General features: G+C 57.0%; 19 protein-coding genes. 10 read left to right on the forward strand and 9 right to left on the reverse strand.

The genetic code is table 11. The annotated features are described in order from the left end of the window. Positions 1–9: 9 nt before the first annotated feature. From BLT77_RS18580 to focA, 3 genes are all read right to left on the reverse strand, one after another. Entirely contained in the window at positions 10–939 is a 930-nt protein-coding gene (locus BLT77_RS18580; protein WP_176819389.1) for an NAD-dependent epimerase/dehydratase family protein, read from the reverse strand. A gap of 122 nt (positions 940–1,061) precedes the next feature. Further along, positions 1,062–2,225: a glycosyltransferase family 4 protein gene (locus BLT77_RS18585; RefSeq protein WP_090368183.1), complete on the reverse strand. Its 1,164-nt coding sequence runs from the start codon at positions 2,223–2,225 to the stop codon at positions 1,062–1,064. Between the two features lie 196 nt (positions 2,226–2,421). Beyond that, positions 2,422–3,858 (reverse strand): formate transporter FocA, encoded by a 1,437-nt coding sequence (gene focA, locus BLT77_RS18590; RefSeq protein ID WP_090368185.1) that lies wholly within the window; start codon positions 3,856–3,858, stop codon positions 2,422–2,424. A gap of 843 nt (positions 3,859–4,701) precedes the next feature. On the opposite strand from focA, the gene BLT77_RS20120 reads away from it, so the two are divergent. From BLT77_RS20120 to BLT77_RS18605, 3 genes are all read left to right on the forward strand, one after another. After that, complete coding sequence (locus BLT77_RS20120) at positions 4,702–4,890, forward strand: hypothetical protein (RefSeq protein ID WP_143026686.1); 189 nt, start codon at positions 4,702–4,704, stop codon at positions 4,888–4,890. Between the two features lie 181 nt (positions 4,891–5,071). Then, on the forward strand, positions 5,072–5,785 hold the full coding sequence (locus BLT77_RS18600) for a creatininase family protein (RefSeq protein WP_090368189.1): 714 nt from the start codon (positions 5,072–5,074) through the stop codon (positions 5,783–5,785). Between the two features lie 250 nt (positions 5,786–6,035). Beyond that, a complete protein-coding gene (locus BLT77_RS18605; RefSeq protein WP_090368190.1) occupies positions 6,036–6,917 on the forward strand; it encodes an alpha/beta hydrolase family protein in 882 nt (293 codons plus the stop codon). A gap of 102 nt (positions 6,918–7,019) precedes the next feature. Here BLT77_RS18605 and BLT77_RS18610 read toward each other — a convergent pair whose 3' ends face one another. Further along, complete coding sequence (locus tag BLT77_RS18610) at positions 7,020–7,922, reverse strand: LysR family transcriptional regulator (RefSeq protein WP_090368192.1); 903 nt, start codon at positions 7,920–7,922, stop codon at positions 7,020–7,022. 160 nt (positions 7,923–8,082) lie between these two features. Between BLT77_RS18610 and BLT77_RS18615 the strand changes: the two genes are divergently transcribed. Both BLT77_RS18615 and BLT77_RS18620 read left to right on the forward strand, forming a co-directional pair. Beyond that, complete coding sequence (locus tag BLT77_RS18615; RefSeq protein ID WP_090368195.1) at positions 8,083–8,394, forward strand: monooxygenase; 312 nt, start codon at positions 8,083–8,085, stop codon at positions 8,392–8,394. A gap of 15 nt (positions 8,395–8,409) precedes the next feature. Then, entirely contained in the window at positions 8,410–8,793 is a 384-nt protein-coding gene (locus BLT77_RS18620) for a hypothetical protein (protein WP_090368196.1), read from the forward strand. Positions 8,794–8,840: 47 nt separating this feature from the next. On the opposite strand, the gene bioD is transcribed toward BLT77_RS18620, so the two are convergent. From bioD to bioB, 4 genes are read right to left on the reverse strand one after another with little or no spacing between them, the layout of a single operon-like run. Then, entirely contained in the window at positions 8,841–9,518 is a 678-nt protein-coding gene (gene bioD, locus BLT77_RS18625) for a dethiobiotin synthase (RefSeq protein ID WP_090368198.1), read from the reverse strand. After that, a complete protein-coding gene (gene bioC, locus BLT77_RS18630) occupies positions 9,508–10,308 on the reverse strand; it encodes a malonyl-ACP O-methyltransferase BioC (RefSeq protein WP_090368200.1) in 801 nt (266 codons plus the stop codon). Before bioC ends, bioD begins: the two co-directional genes overlap by 11 nt. Further along, positions 10,298–11,467: an 8-amino-7-oxononanoate synthase gene (gene bioF / locus BLT77_RS18635; RefSeq protein WP_090368203.1), complete on the reverse strand. Its 1,170-nt coding sequence runs from the start codon at positions 11,465–11,467 to the stop codon at positions 10,298–10,300. Before bioF ends, bioC begins: the two co-directional genes overlap by 11 nt. Next, entirely contained in the window at positions 11,454–12,446 is a 993-nt protein-coding gene (bioB, locus tag BLT77_RS18640; RefSeq protein ID WP_218126959.1) for a biotin synthase BioB, read from the reverse strand. The genes bioF and bioB overlap by 14 nt, the downstream gene beginning before the upstream one ends. 169 nt (positions 12,447–12,615) lie before the next feature. Here bioB and bioA point away from each other — a divergent pair, with 169 nt between their 5' ends. The 3 genes from bioA to BLT77_RS18655 all read left to right on the forward strand — a co-directional run bounded on the left by bioA (position 12,616) and on the right by BLT77_RS18655 (position 14,802). Continuing rightward, positions 12,616–13,884 carry an adenosylmethionine--8-amino-7-oxononanoate transaminase gene (gene bioA / locus BLT77_RS18645; protein WP_090368207.1) on the forward strand — a complete coding sequence of 423 codons (1,269 nt, stop codon included), beginning with the start codon at positions 12,616–12,618 and terminating at the stop codon, positions 13,882–13,884. 99 nt (positions 13,885–13,983) lie between these two features. Continuing rightward, positions 13,984–14,424: a hypothetical protein gene (locus BLT77_RS18650; protein ID WP_090368209.1), complete on the forward strand. Its 441-nt coding sequence runs from the start codon at positions 13,984–13,986 to the stop codon at positions 14,422–14,424. A 12-nt stretch (positions 14,425–14,436) separates the two neighbouring features. Beyond that, on the forward strand, positions 14,437–14,802 hold the full coding sequence (locus tag BLT77_RS18655) for an MmcQ/YjbR family DNA-binding protein (RefSeq protein WP_090368211.1): 366 nt from the start codon (positions 14,437–14,439) through the stop codon (positions 14,800–14,802). Positions 14,803–15,034: 232 nt separating this feature from the next. Here BLT77_RS18655 and BLT77_RS18660 read toward each other — a convergent pair whose 3' ends face one another. After that, the gene (locus BLT77_RS18660; RefSeq protein ID WP_090368213.1) at positions 15,035–16,009 is read right to left on the reverse strand and encodes an integron integrase; all 975 of its coding nucleotides are present in this window, start codon (positions 16,007–16,009) and stop codon (positions 15,035–15,037) included. A gap of 292 nt (positions 16,010–16,301) precedes the next feature. Between BLT77_RS18660 and BLT77_RS18665 the strand changes: the two genes are divergently transcribed. Together BLT77_RS18665 and BLT77_RS18670 are read left to right on the forward strand one after the other, a co-directional pair. Beyond that, positions 16,302–16,517, forward strand: coding sequence for a hypothetical protein (locus BLT77_RS18665; protein WP_090368215.1), 216 nt, complete (start codon positions 16,302–16,304; stop codon positions 16,515–16,517). A gap of 130 nt (positions 16,518–16,647) precedes the next feature. Continuing rightward, positions 16,648–16,869, forward strand: a complete 222-nt coding sequence (locus BLT77_RS18670) for a hypothetical protein (protein ID WP_090368217.1) — start codon at positions 16,648–16,650, stop codon at positions 16,867–16,869. Positions 16,870–17,274: the final 405 nt, after the last annotated feature.

Consider the following 17,274-nt stretch of genomic DNA (forward strand, 5'->3'; position numbering starts at 1 on the left):
GACGGCTCCTTAGAAATTGCGATAGATGGAGAAGGGTTTGATCAGCGGACAGGCCTTGAGCAGCTCGGCAATGCCGTGCTCCATGCTGACGTTGGCGCGGTATCCCAGCGATCGAATTCGCTGATAGCTGACGGCATAATCCCGCTTATCGAGATCTTCACCAAACTCTGCCTGATGCAGATAGTAGTCAAACTGCTGCTTCACCATCTGAGCGATCTCCAGCTTGGTGAAATTCAGCGACTCGTCGCCGACGTTGTAGGGCTGGCCTTTCATCTGATCATAATGATCCATGCTAAACAGGATGCTGTTGGCGGCATCGGTGCTGTGCAGGAAGGTGCGCCGTGCGTGGCCTTCGTACATCACAAAAGTACGGTTATGCACCACCTGATGGACGATGTCGTTCACCAGCAGATCCAGTCGCATTCGCGGCGATACCCCAAACACGGTGGCGAATCGCAGCGGGATGCCCTCGGCATCCAGCACGTATTTCTCCGCTTCTGCCTTGGTTTCTCCGTATAGGGTCAGGGGGTTGATGGGGGTGTCTTCGGTGCACAACTCCTCGACCGCGCCATAGGTGGAGCCGGTGGAGGCCTGTATCAGTTGCTGAGAAGGACTCATGTGCCGGGCCAGGTTGGCCACCACCCCGATGTTGGTTTCCTTGGCGGTAGTCGGATGGTGCTGGCAGGCGGGGTAGCCCACAATGGCGGCCAGGTTGATGACCGTATCCGCCCGCTTCAGGTGCTCGCGGAGGTTGGACTCCTTGCGGGCATCGTTGTAGTCGACACTGAGGTTGGGGTGACCCAGGAAAGACAGCATGGGACCAATCCCCCACATCAGGGAGTCGATAACGGTGACGGTGTCGCCCCTGGCCAGCAATTTGGGAACCAGAATGGAACCGATGTAGCCTGCGCCGCCGGTCACCAGCACGTGCTGTGGCATGATGTGCTCCTTGGGTGATTCGCTGTTTAGTTTGCGTTCACACAGCATCACTGATTGCCATCAGTTACCGGTGAACTCGCGTACACATCCTGTGGAGGGCCGTAATAGCTAAAGGCCTAATTTTAGTTCAGCATTTTGTTATTCAAAGGCATGTCATGCCGGTTGATCAGATCCAGGTACACTCGAATGATGGTGTTGCTGCACTGGGTGAATGAAAACTGCTGCGCCGCTTGTATCGCCTTTTGTCTGGGCGAGGTCGGTTTCGCCAGGCACTGCTCGATATATTGGTGAATGCGCAGGGCGCCGTCGCTGCGACTGAAATCCACAGTGAGCCCCAGTCCGGCTTTGTCGACCACCCGTTTAAAGCTGTCGATGTCGGAGGCGATGGGGATCAGTCCGGCGGCCATGCCCTCCACCAGGGTTTGGCCAAAGCCCTCGTACTCAGAGGCGCTGGTAATGAAACTGTTGTGTTGTATCAACTCGATCATGGCCTGATCGCTGAGTCCGATGTGAATCTTGACACTCTGCTGCAGGCCCAGCGCCGAGATCTGACGGCGCAGCCGGCTTAGGTTGTGGTCCCAGTCTCGGCCGGCAATATCCAGATGGTAGCCATCGTGGTGTTGGCACAGTTGGGCAAAGGTATCCAGCAACCTATCCAGTCGTTTGTTGTCTGAGAAGCGGCCGATGAACAACAGGTTCCGTGTCAACCTGGGGGCCGCCGCATTGGCAAACTTGTCGATATCGACGCCGTTTTCCACCAGCAGCAACCGCTCCGGATCGCAGATCTTCCTGAAGGTGCTGAAATCGCCGTTGCTGATGGCCAGTACCCGGCCATAGCCGCGCATCGCCCAGCGGCTGATGGTGCGAAAATAGAGTCGTTTCAGCCGAGCTGCGAACTGAGTGTGGAAGAAACCGCCATGAGTGCTGACCACCATGGGTTTGTGGTGGAACCAGCGGGTAGCAGACAGGTAATCGAAGAAGAAGTCGATGCCATGAACGTGGACGATGTCGGCGTCTTTGATGGCAAACAACACCCCCGGTGCAATGGGGTATTTATAACTGCCCTGGTAACCGATGCGTTTGACCTCGATGCCATTGATGATCTCGTTTTGAGGCAGAGAGGGCGTATGGTGCTGATGAAACAGGCGGTTTAGGGAGATGACCCGGGCATTTACACCCGCCTGGCGCTGTGCTTGCACAAGGGACATGACGAACTTTTCAAGCCCGCCAACACCGGGGTGAAATTGACGAACGATGTGCGCCACCTTGAGCGTTGGCTGGTGCATAGGAGCGGCCCTGAAGTCACACAGTGAAAGCCCATCCTGGCCGATACTGAGTCCCTATAAAAACGGCAAAATCAATGCATCGGCGCGAACCGCATTGATATGAGCACCTTCAAAAGATAGAACAGATGCGCCAAACCGGGACGGATAATTCTGTTAGCCAGCGGGGTGCGACGTACCGCTGGCTAACACGATTGGCTTAAGCTACATTTGCTTCACCTCGCATATCAGTGGCTTGCGTTGCCTGAAGCTCTCCGGCAAGGGCAGCCAGTACTTTTCGACGGTCGATAACTCCGACCACTCTTTTGCCATCCATCACCGCCACCAGGGCATTGGCTCTGGGGACCGCATTCATGGCGCGTTGCTCAATGTTTTCCACATTGAAACTGGTGAGATAACCACTGGAGCTGACCGGGTAGAGTTTGTCTTCGTCCACGGCCAGGCGGCAGGCCAGTTTGGTCAGCGGCTCGTCGGTGCTGCAGGAGAACGTCAGAGGCTGCATCACCTTGGCGATTTCCATCAGCTGGGTATCTTCAAACTCAGACAGGTAGAACGCTCGCAGCAGATCCTGGTCATCGACGATGGCCACCGGACGGTCGCCATCCAGCACCAAAGCGGCGGCACGGCCCTGACGCAACAGGGCTTGACTGGCCTCGGCCACGTTGGTGGTCGGGGTCAGCATCAGTGGCTGGTGATCGCACAGGTCGGCAGCGGTAAGCGGGGTCGTGGTGTAAGTCATGGTGTGGTTTCCTTTGGATTCAGAATTCGAGTGAGTGTGGGTGTCAGAAGCGGGCGTGTGGCGGCCATGGATCCACCAGTGGGCCAGACCGACAAAGACGCCGCCGCCGATGATGTTTCCGAGGGTGACCGGCATCAGGTTGTTGATTAAGAAATGGCGGACGGTCAGATCGGCGAACTGATCGGCGTTGACCCCCAGACCGGCCCAGAAGGCGGCGTCTGCCAGACTGTGGATGGCGATGCCCAGAGGCACCAGAAACAGGTTGGCAATGCTGTGTTCAAATCCGGTACTGACAAACATCGCTACCGGCAGAATCAGCAACAGAGATTTTCCGACCGGGTCCTTAGTACTGAAACTCATCCAGATCCCAAGACATACCAGCAGGTTACACAGTACGCCCAGGGCGACGGCCTGCCAGAAGCTGTGTTCCAGTTTGTGCTGGGCGACGTTCATGACCTGAAGCCCCCACTGGCCGCCAAACTGGCTGGCCTGATCTGCCGTGATCAACAGCGCAACCAGCAACAGGGCGCCGGTCAGGTTGCCGGCAAACACCCGTCCCCAATGGCTGAGCAGGCGTCGTCCACTGATCTCGCCGTTGGCCCAGGGAATGATGGTCAACACGGTGCTGGTGAACAGCTCTGCGCCACAGACCACCACCAGAATCAGCCCCAGGCTAAATACCAGGCCACCCAGCAGGCGACTCAGCCCCCAGGGCATGCCGCTCGAGCCGGTAACAACGGTGATGTAAAAGGTGAAAGCGATACCGATGTACAACCCGGCCATCACGGCCAGGGCGAACACTCGGCTGGCGGATTTCCCCAGCTTGCTGTGACCGAAATGTTCGGCACCACTGAGCAAGGTGTCCCGTTGTGGGGAGCTGGGTACGGCGGTCAGCATCGGTCCGCCTTATGCTGTGTTGGTGTGATGGTGATCTCGTTTGTCACTGTTATTCCCCCTTGTGTCACGGTTGGGTGTGTCGTTGAAGTTTCCCATTCACGTTATGATCGGAATTGCTTAAATTAAAATTGATTTAATGATGCTGCTTGATAAATAAAACTGATTCATATGCTGTTGGGTTTTTACCGAATAACGGTCCTGGTGCTGTGGTGGGTTGTCGTACGGATCCCGTTGTCATCGGGCTTTGGCGGGGGGTTTTTTCAGGGATTGTTCGCTAATTACTGTGTTATCTGGGTTTTGCTGGCCATTGTTGACCGAAAGGCACCTAAATGTCGGCGACTGGGGAGAGGGGAGCTATTGGTTGGTGTTGGCACGGGGGGTACTCGGGTGATCGAAATATTTGATGATGTGTGGCTGTGTTGACTATTTTAGTGATGATATCGGGCATTCCTGTAGTGTGATGTGGATCACGTTGTGGCGGTGGCTGTTGCTGGGCTGCCCCGTTTTTACTGGCTTTGGCCGCAACTCGCCCGGCAGGTGACCGGGGTAAAAGGTGAGTCAGACATCAAATTGGGCTGTTTGTTGGTCTGCGGTAAAAAGGGGGCGCAGTAGGGGAGATGCTGTTGCCGAATTGAGTATCAAGATTATTGATATGCGATCAAAAAATAATTTGCATATTTGATTTTGATTGGTTGATAACTTTCGCTTTTGATCGCCGCGGCGATCGTGAGCGGGATCAAGTAGGGCTGGGGCAGGCGTGGCCTCTCCCTCGAACGGCAATCAGGATTTTCCGGATTAACTATCAAAAACGTTGGCGGCAGCATCAGTAAAATCGAAGTTGTTGTGAATCTGGTACAGGGTTCTCCTTCGGTGTCGGTGTCGGTGTCGGTGTCGGTGTCGGTGTCGGTGTCGGTGTCGGTGATTCGGGGCGGCCTTGGACAATCCCTTGATGTTCGGGTCGCGGGCCTTTTCCGGCGCCTGTGGTGTGGTCGGTGCCATATTCAGTCGCTGTTTTCCTGCGCCACTGGTTAATGATGATGCAGCCAGAGTCGCTTCGGTTGTCGCTGTTGGTGGCGATTTCCCGGCATTCTTGTAATAGCAGAGACTCTTTTTCATGATTCCAGTGCTATGGCGTCTTCATGAGTCGACTTTGGCCACAGCAGCGATGATCTGGACAGGCTAGGATAGCGATTTACCATCAGGAGTGACCGATATGGATTGGGTGTTGCCTAATGTCAGTTCCCCGGAGCTGGAGCATCAGCAGCCGGAGTTTTGGGTCTTGCCCATTGGGGCTTTTGAGCAGCACGGCGCCCACCTGCCGATGGTCACCGATACCCTGATCGCCTGTGCGGTTGGTCACCGGATTGCCCAGGCACACGGCGGGGCGATGTTGTCCCCGGTGACGGTATCCTGTTCCCATGAGCACGCCGGCTTTTACGGCACGGCCTGGGTATCGGCGACCACCTTGCTGTCCATACTGTCCGATACGCTGGCGGCGCTGAAGCACTCCGAATGTCGCAAGCTAGTCATTGTGAATGGCCATGGCGGTAACTACGTGGTCAACAGTTTTGCTCAGCAGCAAAATGTGGATGACGCCCAGGTGCTGCTGCTGCCTGCCCGTCAGCATCATCAACAGGCGGCGGATTTGGCGGGGATCGAAACCAGTCTGCATCAGGACATGCACGGTGGTGAATTTGAGACCTCGGTACTGATGGCGGTAGCACCGGAATACCTGCGCCTTGAACCGATGCAGGATCACCAGCACGACGAACGGCCGTTGTTGACCCTGACCGGCATGAAGGGCTATACCGAGTCCGGTATCATTGGCTTTCCATCCAAAGCCAGCGCCGCCAAAGGGGAGGCGTTTCTGCAGGCCATTGCCAATGTGGTTGCGAAAGATCTGCAGTATTTCCTGACCCTGCCGTAACGTCGGCGAATGCTAGCATATTGGTTACGCAAGGGTTTTAGTCTTTGCCCCCGCTTGGCCGAGAGCGTATATTAGGCAGCGTTAACACAGGCAACGGAGTGCTGGTGGTTAGCGATCCTATCCCTCTTTGGGGCGAGATCGGCTTTGATCGGCGCCCGCTCCGTACCCTTCCAACAGAGACAAGCCTGTGACACTGTTTGCCTAAATCAGGGCAGTTCGAATCGTGTTAAATCATAGCAAGGAGCTGGGCATGCAAAAGGAGTTGCAGCCACTAATCACCGGGGGCGGTTATGAAATCGTCTCCACTTGGTACTGTCCGGACTACGAACCCGTGGCGACGGTGATTCTGGCCGCCGCCATGGGGGTGGAACAGGAGTTTTATCAACCACTGGCCTGCTGGTTGTCCGAGCAGGGCTACCGGGTCATTACCTTTGACTACTATGGCTGCGGCCGCTCCTGGCAGGGACCGTTGAGTCGCTGTGGCGTGGACCTGATGGACTGGGCCCGTTTCGATTGCGCCGCAGTCATCAATGCGGCCTACCGCCATGACAGTACTCACCCCCTGTATTGGATTGGCCACAGTTTAGGCGGGCAGCTATTGGGGATGATCCCCAACGCCCGACTGTTGTCCAAGGTGATTACCATCGCCTGCGGCAGCGGTTATTGGCTGGACAACGCCCCTTCGTTGAAGCGTCGAGTCTGGTTGCTGTGGTACGTGCTGGCACCGTTGTCCACTGCGGTTCTGGGGTATTTCCCCGGTGCCCGGCTAAAGATGGTGGGGGATCTCCCCGGGGCGGTGATGCGCCAGTGGCGCCGCTGGTGCCTGCATCCACGGTATGCGGTAGGAGTGGAGGGCGAGCCAATTAAGGCCGGATACGCTGCTCTGGCCTGTCCGATCACCGCCATCAGTTTCGAGGATGACGAACTGTTGTCCCGCACGAACATCGACTCGTTGCACGGTTTTTTTACCGGCACTCAGGTGACCATGTACCACCTCAGTCGCGAGGATTGCGACGGGCGCCGGGTCGGCCACCTGGGGTTTTTCCGACCCCGTTTTCTGTCTAACCTGTGGGCCTCGGCCCTGTTGCCGGAACTGCAGCTGAACAGCAGCAGTCGTCGTTTGTGTGGCTGACACTGCTGTGACAGTGGATTGTCACCGGGCAGGATTCGGTGTCGTGCTAAAACCCCAGTGGTGTACAAATGACTTGAATAGGCAGACGGTGAGTAAGGTTGTTCAGTTGTTCCCCGCCGTAAGCCGTGGCCCGGCATCCTGCATCAGCTCCTGATACAGCGCGTTGGCCGCCAGGCCGGTGCGGGCCTGTTTGGGCCGGACCAGGTGCACCGGCACCTGGTAGCGGCGGCCGCCTTCAAGATTGAGTCGCACAAAGCTGTTAGGGGGCCGCTGTGCCAGCAGGTGTTCGGGCAGACGACAGAAGCCGGCGCCGGCGATCAGCGCCTCCCAGGCATGGTCGAAGTTGTCGACGGTCAGGCGCTGCTGCGCTTTCAGCCAGCCGACATCCTGGGCCTGTTCGTCGGCGCCCAGGTCTCGAATGACGATCTGGGTCTGACTGGTCAGATCGTCATTGTTGAGTTCAGAGCGGTTGGCCAGCTCATGGTGACTGCCCACCACAGGCACCATGGTGACGTTACCAAAGGCCTCCGCCAGATGGTTGCCCATAGGCACATTGATGATGGCCAGATCGCAGCGCTGCTGCGCCACCGCGTTGCGGGTGCCGGTCAACGAGGTTTCCCGAACCCGGACCGAGGTACCGGGGTGGCGTGCCATAAACCGGGACAGCGGTGGGTATAACCAGCGGCGATCGCACAGGTGGTCCATGGCCAGGGTGATTTGCGCCTCGGCGCCCTCGGCCAGTTGCCGGGCCATCCATTCCAGATCCCTGGCCTGCTCCAGCATTGGCGCCGCCCGGCGCAGCAGCGCCTGCCCCTGCTCAGTCAGCACCGCCCGTCGCCCCACCACCTGAACCAGCTGTACTTCCAACTGGCTTTCCAGCTTTTTGATCCCGTAAATCAGGGTGGTATGGCTTTTGTTGAGCACGGCGGCGGCGCCCTGGATGCTGCCGGCCTGATCCACCGCTTGTAGGGTGTGCCATTGATCTAAAGTGGTTTTTAAACTCATGGTGGAATTTCTAGACACTTGGGTGCGGATTATTGAACTTTATTGTACATAATTTTGAGTTCAACATGGTGTCCGACATCGGTTGCCTGGGCCCGGCTTTCCCTGCGGAGAGCCCGGCGATGGCCACCGAACCCGATAATGAGGATTGAGGAGTGACATCATGGCTGTAATCTTGCAAGTGGACTTTCCCTATGCTGGCCCTTTTGACCAGCGGATGACCGAGCAACTGAGCGCCCTGGCGGCGTCCATTAATGATGAGCCGGGCATGGTGTGGAAGGTCTGGACCGTCAATGAGCAGACTCAGGAAGCCGGAGGGGTGTACCTGTTTGATCACCAGGCCAACGCCGAAGCGTATCTGGCGATGCATACTGCCCGTCTGCAACAGATGGGCGTACAGGGAATCACCGGCAAGGTGTTTCACATCAACGAGGCGTTGACCGCCATTAACCATGGCCCGGTCAAGCCGGCCTAAATCAGGAGAGAAACGATGTCTGCCAACCGAGTGTTACAACTGCACAGCCTGATCTACGCCGTGTTTGCGGTATTGCTGGCGCTGATCCCCGCTTGGCTGTGGCCGCAATATGGGTTGATGATCGATGACAAATACAGCGTATTTTTGTCCCAGCACAACAGCATTTTTCTGGCCGGCATCGCCATTATAGGTTGGCAGTTTTCCCGGTTTGAGCCAGGCAGTGCCGCAGTTCTTACCCTGCTGAGAAGCCTGATATGGACCAACCTTATTGGCGCGGCGGTGACCCTGTATGCCTGTTTGACCGGGCTGTTTACCGGCTTTGGCTGGAGCGATCCCCTGTTCTTTACCGGCATCGTGGTGTGGTTGAGTTGGGCGTTGAAACGCGCCGAGCGGGGTTAGGGATTCCAAAGAAAAAACGCTCCCGGTTTGGCGGGAGCGTTTTGCATTTAGCCTAGCAGGGACGACAGGTCGATGAGCCCATCGAGTGGCTGATTCGGGTCGGCCAGGTGGGGGATCCTTCCTAACAGCGGCGCCTTGAGGTGGCGGCGCAGGTAGTCGACGTTCTCCTGCTGGCAGGCGCTGCCGGGATCGACGTGGTTGGCTATCCAGCCCACCAGTTTCAGACCGTCGGCTTCGATCACCCTCTGCGACAACAGCGCATGGTTCAGGCAGCCCAGCTTGATCCCCACCACCAGTACCACCGGCAGTTGCTGATCGGCCACCCAGTGATTGAGGGTGTCGTTGTCATTCACCGGTACCATCCAGCCGCCGGCGCCTTCCACCACCACCAAATCGGCAATCTGGTCCAACTCGGCGAGTCCGCGAGTCAGCCGGGCGGTGTCAATGGTGATGCCCTGATGGCGGGCGGCCAGGTGAGGGGACAGCGGCTCGGGTAAGGCGTAGGGGTTGATCTGGTCGTAGGCCAGCGTCAGTGAGCTGGCGGCCTGCAGGGTCAGGGCATCGCCATTCTCAAGGCCCTGCTTTCCGGGTTCACAACCGGCCGCCAGGGGCTTATAACCGGCGGTAGCCAGGCCCTGTTTGCGGCCGGCTTCCAGCAGGGCTCTGGCGGCCAGGGTTTTACCGATGTCGGTGTCGGTACCGGTGACAAACAGCTTAAGCGTCATTGGTCAGAGTTCCAAAGCAGACCTGGTAGGTCAGGGGTAATAATCCATGGCTGTTGGCCTGGGTGGCGTAGGCCCGCTGCAGGCGCTGCAGGGTGCCTTTGCCGGTCAGTCCCGGTGCCCGGCCATGATTGAGGTGGTTGGCGCCGACGCCCTTCAGTGCCTTCATTACCGCCAGGGCGCTGGGGTAGTGCAGGGTGATGGTTTCGAACATCAACTGTGACGGGGAAAAGCCCGCCTGGGCCACCTGCATGCGAATGGCATCGGGACTCAGGAACCGGTTGATGTGGTGGCGGCCATGAGCCTGTTGCCAGGCCTGATCCAGCTCGGTCAGGGAGCCGGTGGCCAGGGTTGAAAACAGCAGTCGCCCGCCGGGTTTCACCACCCGTTTCAGTTGGGACAGCGCCAGCTGCAGGTTATCGCTCCACTGCAGGGCCAGGTTGCTGAATGCCAGATCGACGGTGTTGTCCTGCATTGGCAGGGCATCGGCGTCGGCCACCACCACTTTAGCGGCATCACAGCGCTGCTGCGTGGCCGTGGCCATGGCCATCGCCAAATCCAGGGCAACAATCTGATGCCCCTGAGCGTGCAGCTGCTCGGAAAAATAGCCGCTGCCACAGCCGAGATCCAGGCAGCGGCCGATGGCCTGGGGCCCGGCGAGGGTGAGCAGGCGCTCGCCCACCTGGCGCTGGAACGCGGCGTGGCTGTCGTAGCCTTGGGCGGCGCGACTGAAGGCGGCGCCGACGGCGCCTTTATCGTGTTTGACCGGTTGAAGTTGCGCTTTACTGTTCATGCCAGGCCTCGTTGATCGCTGCGGCCAGTTGCCGTACCTGTTGTTCGCTGTGGGCGGCACTCAGGGTGATTCTCAGCCTGGCTTTGCCGGCGGGCACCGTTGGTGGCCGAATGGCACTGACCCAAAAGCCTTTGCGCCGCAGAGCCTCGGACAACGCCAGCGCCCGCTGGCTGTCGCTCACCATTAGCGGCTGGATGGGGGTGTCGGTGTGGCAAAGGGGAATGTCGGGATCCAGAGTGGCCTGCAAAAGCTGCTGCCACTGCGCCAGTCGTTGCTGGCGCCAGGGCTCCTGCTTGAGCACGTCGATGGCCTCGCCGATGGCGCAGGCCTGGGCCGGTGGCAGGGCCGTGGAGTAGATGAGGTGGCGGGCAAACTGGGTCAGATACTCGGCCACCTCATGGCGACACAGCAAGGCCGCCCCGGCGCAGCCAAAGGCTTTACCAAAGGTCACCAGCAGCAGATCCGGCTGAATGCCGGCGGCATCGCAGCTGCCGCGGCCCTGCTGCCCCAGCACGCCGCAACCGTGGGCATCGTCGACCATCAGCCAGGCCTGATGCTGCTTGCACAGCGTGGCGATGTCGGCCAACGGGGCGCGATCGCCGTCCATGCTGAACACCCCTTCGGTGATCACCAGTTTTGCCTGTTCGGGATCGGCGCGAACCAGGCGGCGCTCCAGATCGTCGCAGTCGTTGTGCCCAAACCGGGCCTGGGTAGCGGGACACAGGTGGCCAGCTTCCTGTAAGGAGGCGTGGTTGAGGCGATCCTGAAGCAGCAGGTCGGATTTTTGCATCAGGGCGTGAATGACCGCCTGGTTGGCAGCAAAGCCACTGCTGAACAGCAGTGCCCGCTCAAACCCCAGCCATTGGCACAGCGTCTGTTCCAACTGCTGATGGGCCTGGTGGTGGCCAGTGACCAACGGTGAGGCGCCACTGCCGGCACCAAAACGGCGCAAGCCGCGCTTCCAGGCCTCGGTGAGTCGCGACGATTCCGCCAGACCCAGGTAATCGTTACCGCAAAAATGGTGATAGGGAGTGCCATCAACCAGAATCTGGCCGCCATCCAGGCGTTGAATGGCCTGCCGGTGTCGGTACAACCCTTGCGCATCCCGCGCCGCCAGGGCGGCGCGGATGCGCGTTGCCAGTGGATTAGCGGCTGGCATCGTAGAACAGATCGTCGGCACCGGGGCGAGCAGCCATGTTGTGTTTGACCTGGGCCATCAGTGTTTCGGCCTCGACGGCATCGGGTTTTTGCACCCGGTCTTCGCTGTTGATCCCCAGCTTATTGAACAGTTGCAGATCTTTATCCTCGGCTGGATTGGGAGTGGTCAGCAGTTTACAGCCGTAAAACACCGAGTTGGCGCCGGCCATGAAGCACAGAGTCTGCATCTGCTCGTTCATGTTCTCCCGCCCCGCCGACAGACGGACGGCGGATTTGGGCATCATAATGCGGGCAATGGCCACCAGACGAATAAAGTCGAAGGGTTCGACGTCGTCGAGATTTTCCATCGGTGTGCCTTTCACCTTCACCAGCATGTTGATGGGAACGCTTTCCGGGTGGGTCGGCAGGTTGGCCAACTCCACCAGCAGACCGGCGCGGTCACTGGCGCTTTCACCCATGCCGATGATGCCGCCGGAACAGACCTTCATGCCGGCGTCCCGCACGTGGCCGAGGGTATCGAGGCGATCCTGGTAGGTGCGGGTGGTAATGATGTTGCCGTAAAACTCCGGCGAGGTGTCCAGATTGTGGTTGTAGTAGTCCAGGCCGGCATCGGCTAACTCGCCTGCTTGCTCGGCGTCCAGCATTCCCAGGGTCATACAGGTTTCCATGCCCATGGATTTTACGCCGCGGATCATCTCTACCAGGTAGGGCATGTCACGGGCTTTGGGGTTTTTCCAGGCTGCGCCCATACAGAAGCGCTGTGAGCCGGCGGCCTTGGCTTTCTCGGCAGATTCCAGTACCTGCTGAACCTCCATCAGGCGCTCTTTGTCGATGTCGGTGCGGTAATGGGCACTCTGCGGGCAGTATTTGCAGTCTTCGGGACAGGCGCCGGTCTTGATGGACAGCAGGGTGCTGACCTGCACCTTGTTGGCATCGTGATGTTGGCGGTGCACTTGTTGGGCCTGAAACAGCAGATCCATAAAGGGTTGATTAAAGAGCGTATCGACTTCTTCTCTGGTCCAGTTGTGACGCAGTTCCACGGCGGTTCCCCAAAAAGGTTGTAGTTATCGGTTTCTTCTTGGCTAGTCTAAACCAAGTCGATAAACTGTCAACCAAGCGGGAACTGTTACCTTTACAAGCGGTTAAAAAATGACCATCGACATCGAGTTTGATCAGCAACACATCTGGCACCCCTACACCTCGACCCTGAACCCGTTGCCCTGTTACCCGGTGGTATCGGCCTCCGGGGTGCAGTTGCAACTGGAGGATGGCCGAACCCTGATCGACGGCATGTCCTCATGGTGGGCTGCCATACACGGCTACAACCACCCGCACCTCAACCAGGCCGTGACCGGACAACTGGCCAATATGTCGCACGTGATGTTTGGCGGCATCACCCACCAGCCGGCGGTGTCCCTGTGCAAAAAACTGGTGGCAATGACGCCTGAGCCGCTGCAGCAAGTCTTTTTGGCCGACTCCGGTTCGGTGGCGGTAGAGGTGGCGTTGAAGATGGCGCTGCAATACTGGGCGGCCAAAGGTGAAAGCCGGCCTCGTTTTCTGACTCTGCGTCATGGCTACCATGGTGATACCTTTGCCGCCATGTCGGTGACCGATCCGGATAACTCCATGCACAGCCTCTATAAAGGCTTTTTGCCTGAGCACGTGTTTGCCGACTCGCCCGAGGGCGGTTTCTTCGAGCCCTGGAACGAGGCCGACTTTGAGGACTTTCTGCGTCAGTTCGATCGCCACCAGAATCAACTGGCGGCGGTGATTCTGGAGCCCATAGTTCAGGGGGCAGGAGGCATGCGCTTCTACCACCGCGAATTCCTGCGCCGGGTTCGGCAGCTGTGTGATGACACCGGAGTGCTGTTGATCTGTGATGAGATCGCGACCGGATTTGGCCGGACCGGCAAACTGTTTGCGTGTGAGCACGCCGGCATCAGCCCGGACATTCTCTGTCTGGGCAAGGCCCTGACCGGTGGCTACATGACGCTGTCGGCTACCCTGGCCACCCAAACCGTGGCGGACACCGTGTGCAGCGGCGAAGCCGGGTGCTTTATGCATGGGCCTACCTTTATGGGGAACCCGTTGGCCTGCGCCGTTGCCAATGCCAGCCTGGAGCTGGTGAGCCGGGGCGACTGGCAGGCCCAGGTGGCGAACATCGAAGCCAGGCTGGCACAGTGGCTACCGCCGTTGGCACAGCTGGCTGCGGTGAAGTCGGTTCGTTGGTTGGGGGCCATTGGCGTGGTGGAGACCCATCAGCCGGTTAACGTGGCCGAGATCCAACGGCGTTTTGTCGACCAGGGCGTCTGGATTCGACCCTTTGGGCGTCTGGTTTACATTATGCCGCCCTATGTCATTGAAGAATCACAGCTAAAGCGGTTGGTGGAGGCGATTGCAACGGCCCTGGCCGAGTGATTGATTGCGACTTAACGAATGCAACTCTGCGTAGGATCAACATTCCATCGAACCGGCTTCTTTAGCATAGGGATAGGCCATGTAGCTAGGGAGAGGGTGATGGGCAGACTGTATCGCAGGACGCAGTTCAGCGTGTGGATGATCGTTGGACTCAGCCTGTTGATCGTCACGTTTTGGTGGCAGGGGTGTGACAGCCTGCCGGTACTGTTGCTGTCGTCGCTGGTGTTGGTGGTGGGGGCGCTGTTTTCCTCACTCACCATCGAAGTTCATCAGGGGTTTGTGCGCTGGTACTTCGGACCGCGGGTGTGGCGACGTCAGATTCGAATCAACCAGATTGATGCTGTGTCGGTGGTCAGCCGCGATCAGGACGGCCGTTGGCCTGTGCATCTGGGGCGCAGTGGCTGGGCCTACCAGGTATCGGGCCACTATTCGGTTGAGCTGATGCTGCGTTGTGGCAAGATCATTCGACTGGGAACCGATTGCCCCGATGAGGTGGTCGCTGCCATTATGACTGAGCGCAATAAACTGACCGACGAATAATGAGGGAGCCTAATGAATCACCAAACTGTTCGTGATTATCTGCTGAACAAACCCAACTGTCTGCTGGATACCCCTTTTGGCCCGGAGGTGGAGGTGTTCAAGGTGAAAGGGAAGATGTTTGCCACCTTGTCGCTGGGGCAGGACAAAAGCCATTTCTGGATGAACCTGAAATGCGATCCGGACGAAGCGTTGGCACTGAGGGATATTTTTAAGGCCGTGATTCCCGGCTACCATATGAACAAAAAGCACTGGAATACCGTGATACTGGATGGTTCCGTTCCTCAGGGCGAGATTGAGCGGATGATCGATAATTCATTTGTGTTGGTGGTGAAATCCCTTCCCAAGCGGTATCGAACCTCGGTGGAGATACAGCTTTAGTCTCATTTCCCTGTCGCAGATCAACTCTGTCTGGGTTGTTATCTCACTGATAAACATAACTGTTTGTCGGTCACCTCGTTTTTACGCTACAGTGATTCCGCTTTATCAATTCGGCCGTGTCAGCATTTCTGTGGCTCCTGCTTGGGGGGCGACATGGCGGAGCTGTGCTAACCTTTCCAACCGCAATAATGTAATTTGCTTGTAATTCAATAGTATATCGGTTTGTGACTGCTTACTTCTGACTGGTCAGCCGGCTTAAAGGGCTGGTGACGCCATCGGCGCCCATCTGCAGCACATGGGTATAAATTTGAGTGGTTTTTATGTTGCTGTGTCCCAATTGCGCCTGGATGGTGCGAATGTCGGTTCCCTGTTGCAACAGGTGGGTGGCAAACGAGTGGCGCAACGTATGGCAGGTTACCTCTTTTTCGATACCGGCCAGGCGGGCGGCGTGCTTTACCGCTTTTCTCAGGTTGGATGGATGAATGTGATGCCGGCGAAGGGCGCCCCCATCAGGGTCGATGCTGAGCGACGTTGAAGGAAACAGAAATTGCCATCCCGGCTCAAACCGGCCGTTGGGGAATTTTCTCGCCAGCGCATACGCCATGTTGACACCTCTGTATTCGGGGCGTTTGAGATCTTGCTTTAAATACTGTCGCACCACTCCAATCTGTACTTTGAGTGAGTTGTGGAGCTCGTGAGCCAGGGTTACCCGGCGGTGCTTGCCCCCTTTGCTGTCCCACACCTGAATTCCCGAATAGTCAAAATCGATGTCTTTGACCCTGAGGCGGTACGCCTCACTCTTTCGAAGGCCACTGCCGTACATCAACTGCATGGGTAACAGATACCGAGGAGAGGCCTGGGCAAGCAGTGCAGCCATTTCGGTACGCGTGAGCACGACTGGTAGTTTCGGCTGCCGCCGGCTCCGCTGAAACTCGAGGGTGAGTGACAGAGGCTTATCGAGAATGTCCCGATAGAGAAATACCAACGCATTCAGAGCGATGGCCTGAGTTGCTGGAGACAAATTGCGTTCAGAGGCCAGGAACGACAGAAACCGCTCCGGTTGTTGTTCATTCACGTCGACAGGGTGCTGCTGACCACAAAAATTCACATAGCGTTTTATCCATAACGTGTAGGTTCGGATGGTGTTTTCCCGATAACGCATCATACGCATCCGTTCGGACAGATAAGCGATGAAAGGTGAAGCCATAGAACTTTTCCTGATAACTGTATAAATATACAGTTATAGGTCAGCGCCGCTTTTTTGCAAGCTGGATCCGCCTTGCGTGCCAAATGAGCGAGACAAGAAACCGATGTTTTAGTGCTATCATGTTGATTTATAGGGTTTTAATTACAAGTGGGGGAAGCCTGGCTGTGGCGGATAGGCGGCAAGGTTTTGTTGGATGAAAGGCGGCGAATCGCCGCATAATAAGCTGTTAGTTGCTTCTCATTTGCTTCTAACTCTTTATATTTAAAATGAGATCAACAGAAGGATTTATATTATGATTAAACTGCCATTTACAAATAAGGTCACTGTAAATTTGCCAGGAGGTATTGTCGTAAAAAAAGCGGCAACTAAAGCGGGAGCCGTTGTTGGTGCTGGGATTGGCTATGTAACAGGTGGCCCGACTGGTGCAATGAAAGGAAAGCAAATTGGTGAAACAATCGGTGCAGGTATTGATAAGTTAACTGATGATAAAGAAATTGATTTAACTTAAATGCAACTAACAAGGCAAAGCAATCAGACGCATAACGGCTGTCATCGTTTTTGCTAAAACAAAAAGCCCGCAAAAACACTGCCACCCTATGCGCTGTTGTTTGCGGCGTTATATGCCTATTGGAATCGCAATGAAGCAATACTCAGTTGTTAGAATAAAGAGGCTCAAGAAGCAATTTGAGCACAGTGACTTGAGCGTTGGAACGCGTGCGCCTCGAGCAGGAGATGTTGCGACGGTGGTAGATGTCTATGATGATGCCTTTGATCTTGAGTGCTCGGATGATGATGGCTCTACTCTTTGGTTGGAGCTATTTAGACCGGATGATGCAGATTTGGACATAGTTAGCATATAACAAGCCGCTTCAGTCTGGACGTCAACAGTCGCCGGTGTTGCTCGTCCCTCGCAGATTTTAACCGGCTTGTTGCCGCCACTGAGCGGGGCGTTGATATGATTCCCCCTGTCAATAGGCACAGATCAGTCCATGCCGGGCCCCAAAAGGCCGGCGTGGACACCCTGATGAGCAACCTTTGGCAAGTCAATGTTCGGCGGTTGACCTTGCTGATATTCGCGGGTTTGGTTATCCGCATTACTTGTTTGCGCCGTTGGAGCTTTGCCTCATTCTAGGAGCGCGCGTTTAAACGCCTAACGCCGTCGAGGATTGCTCTCACCGCTGCCGCCGGTTTGTCTCATCAGAGTGATAATTCAGGTTATTAGCCGAGGCGAACTTGCCCCTCGGGCTCAAACCGCTGGGCTAAGT

It is taken from the genome of Ferrimonas sediminum, assembly GCF_900100175.1.
GTDB lineage: Bacteria > Pseudomonadota > Gammaproteobacteria > Enterobacterales > Shewanellaceae > Ferrimonas > Ferrimonas sediminum.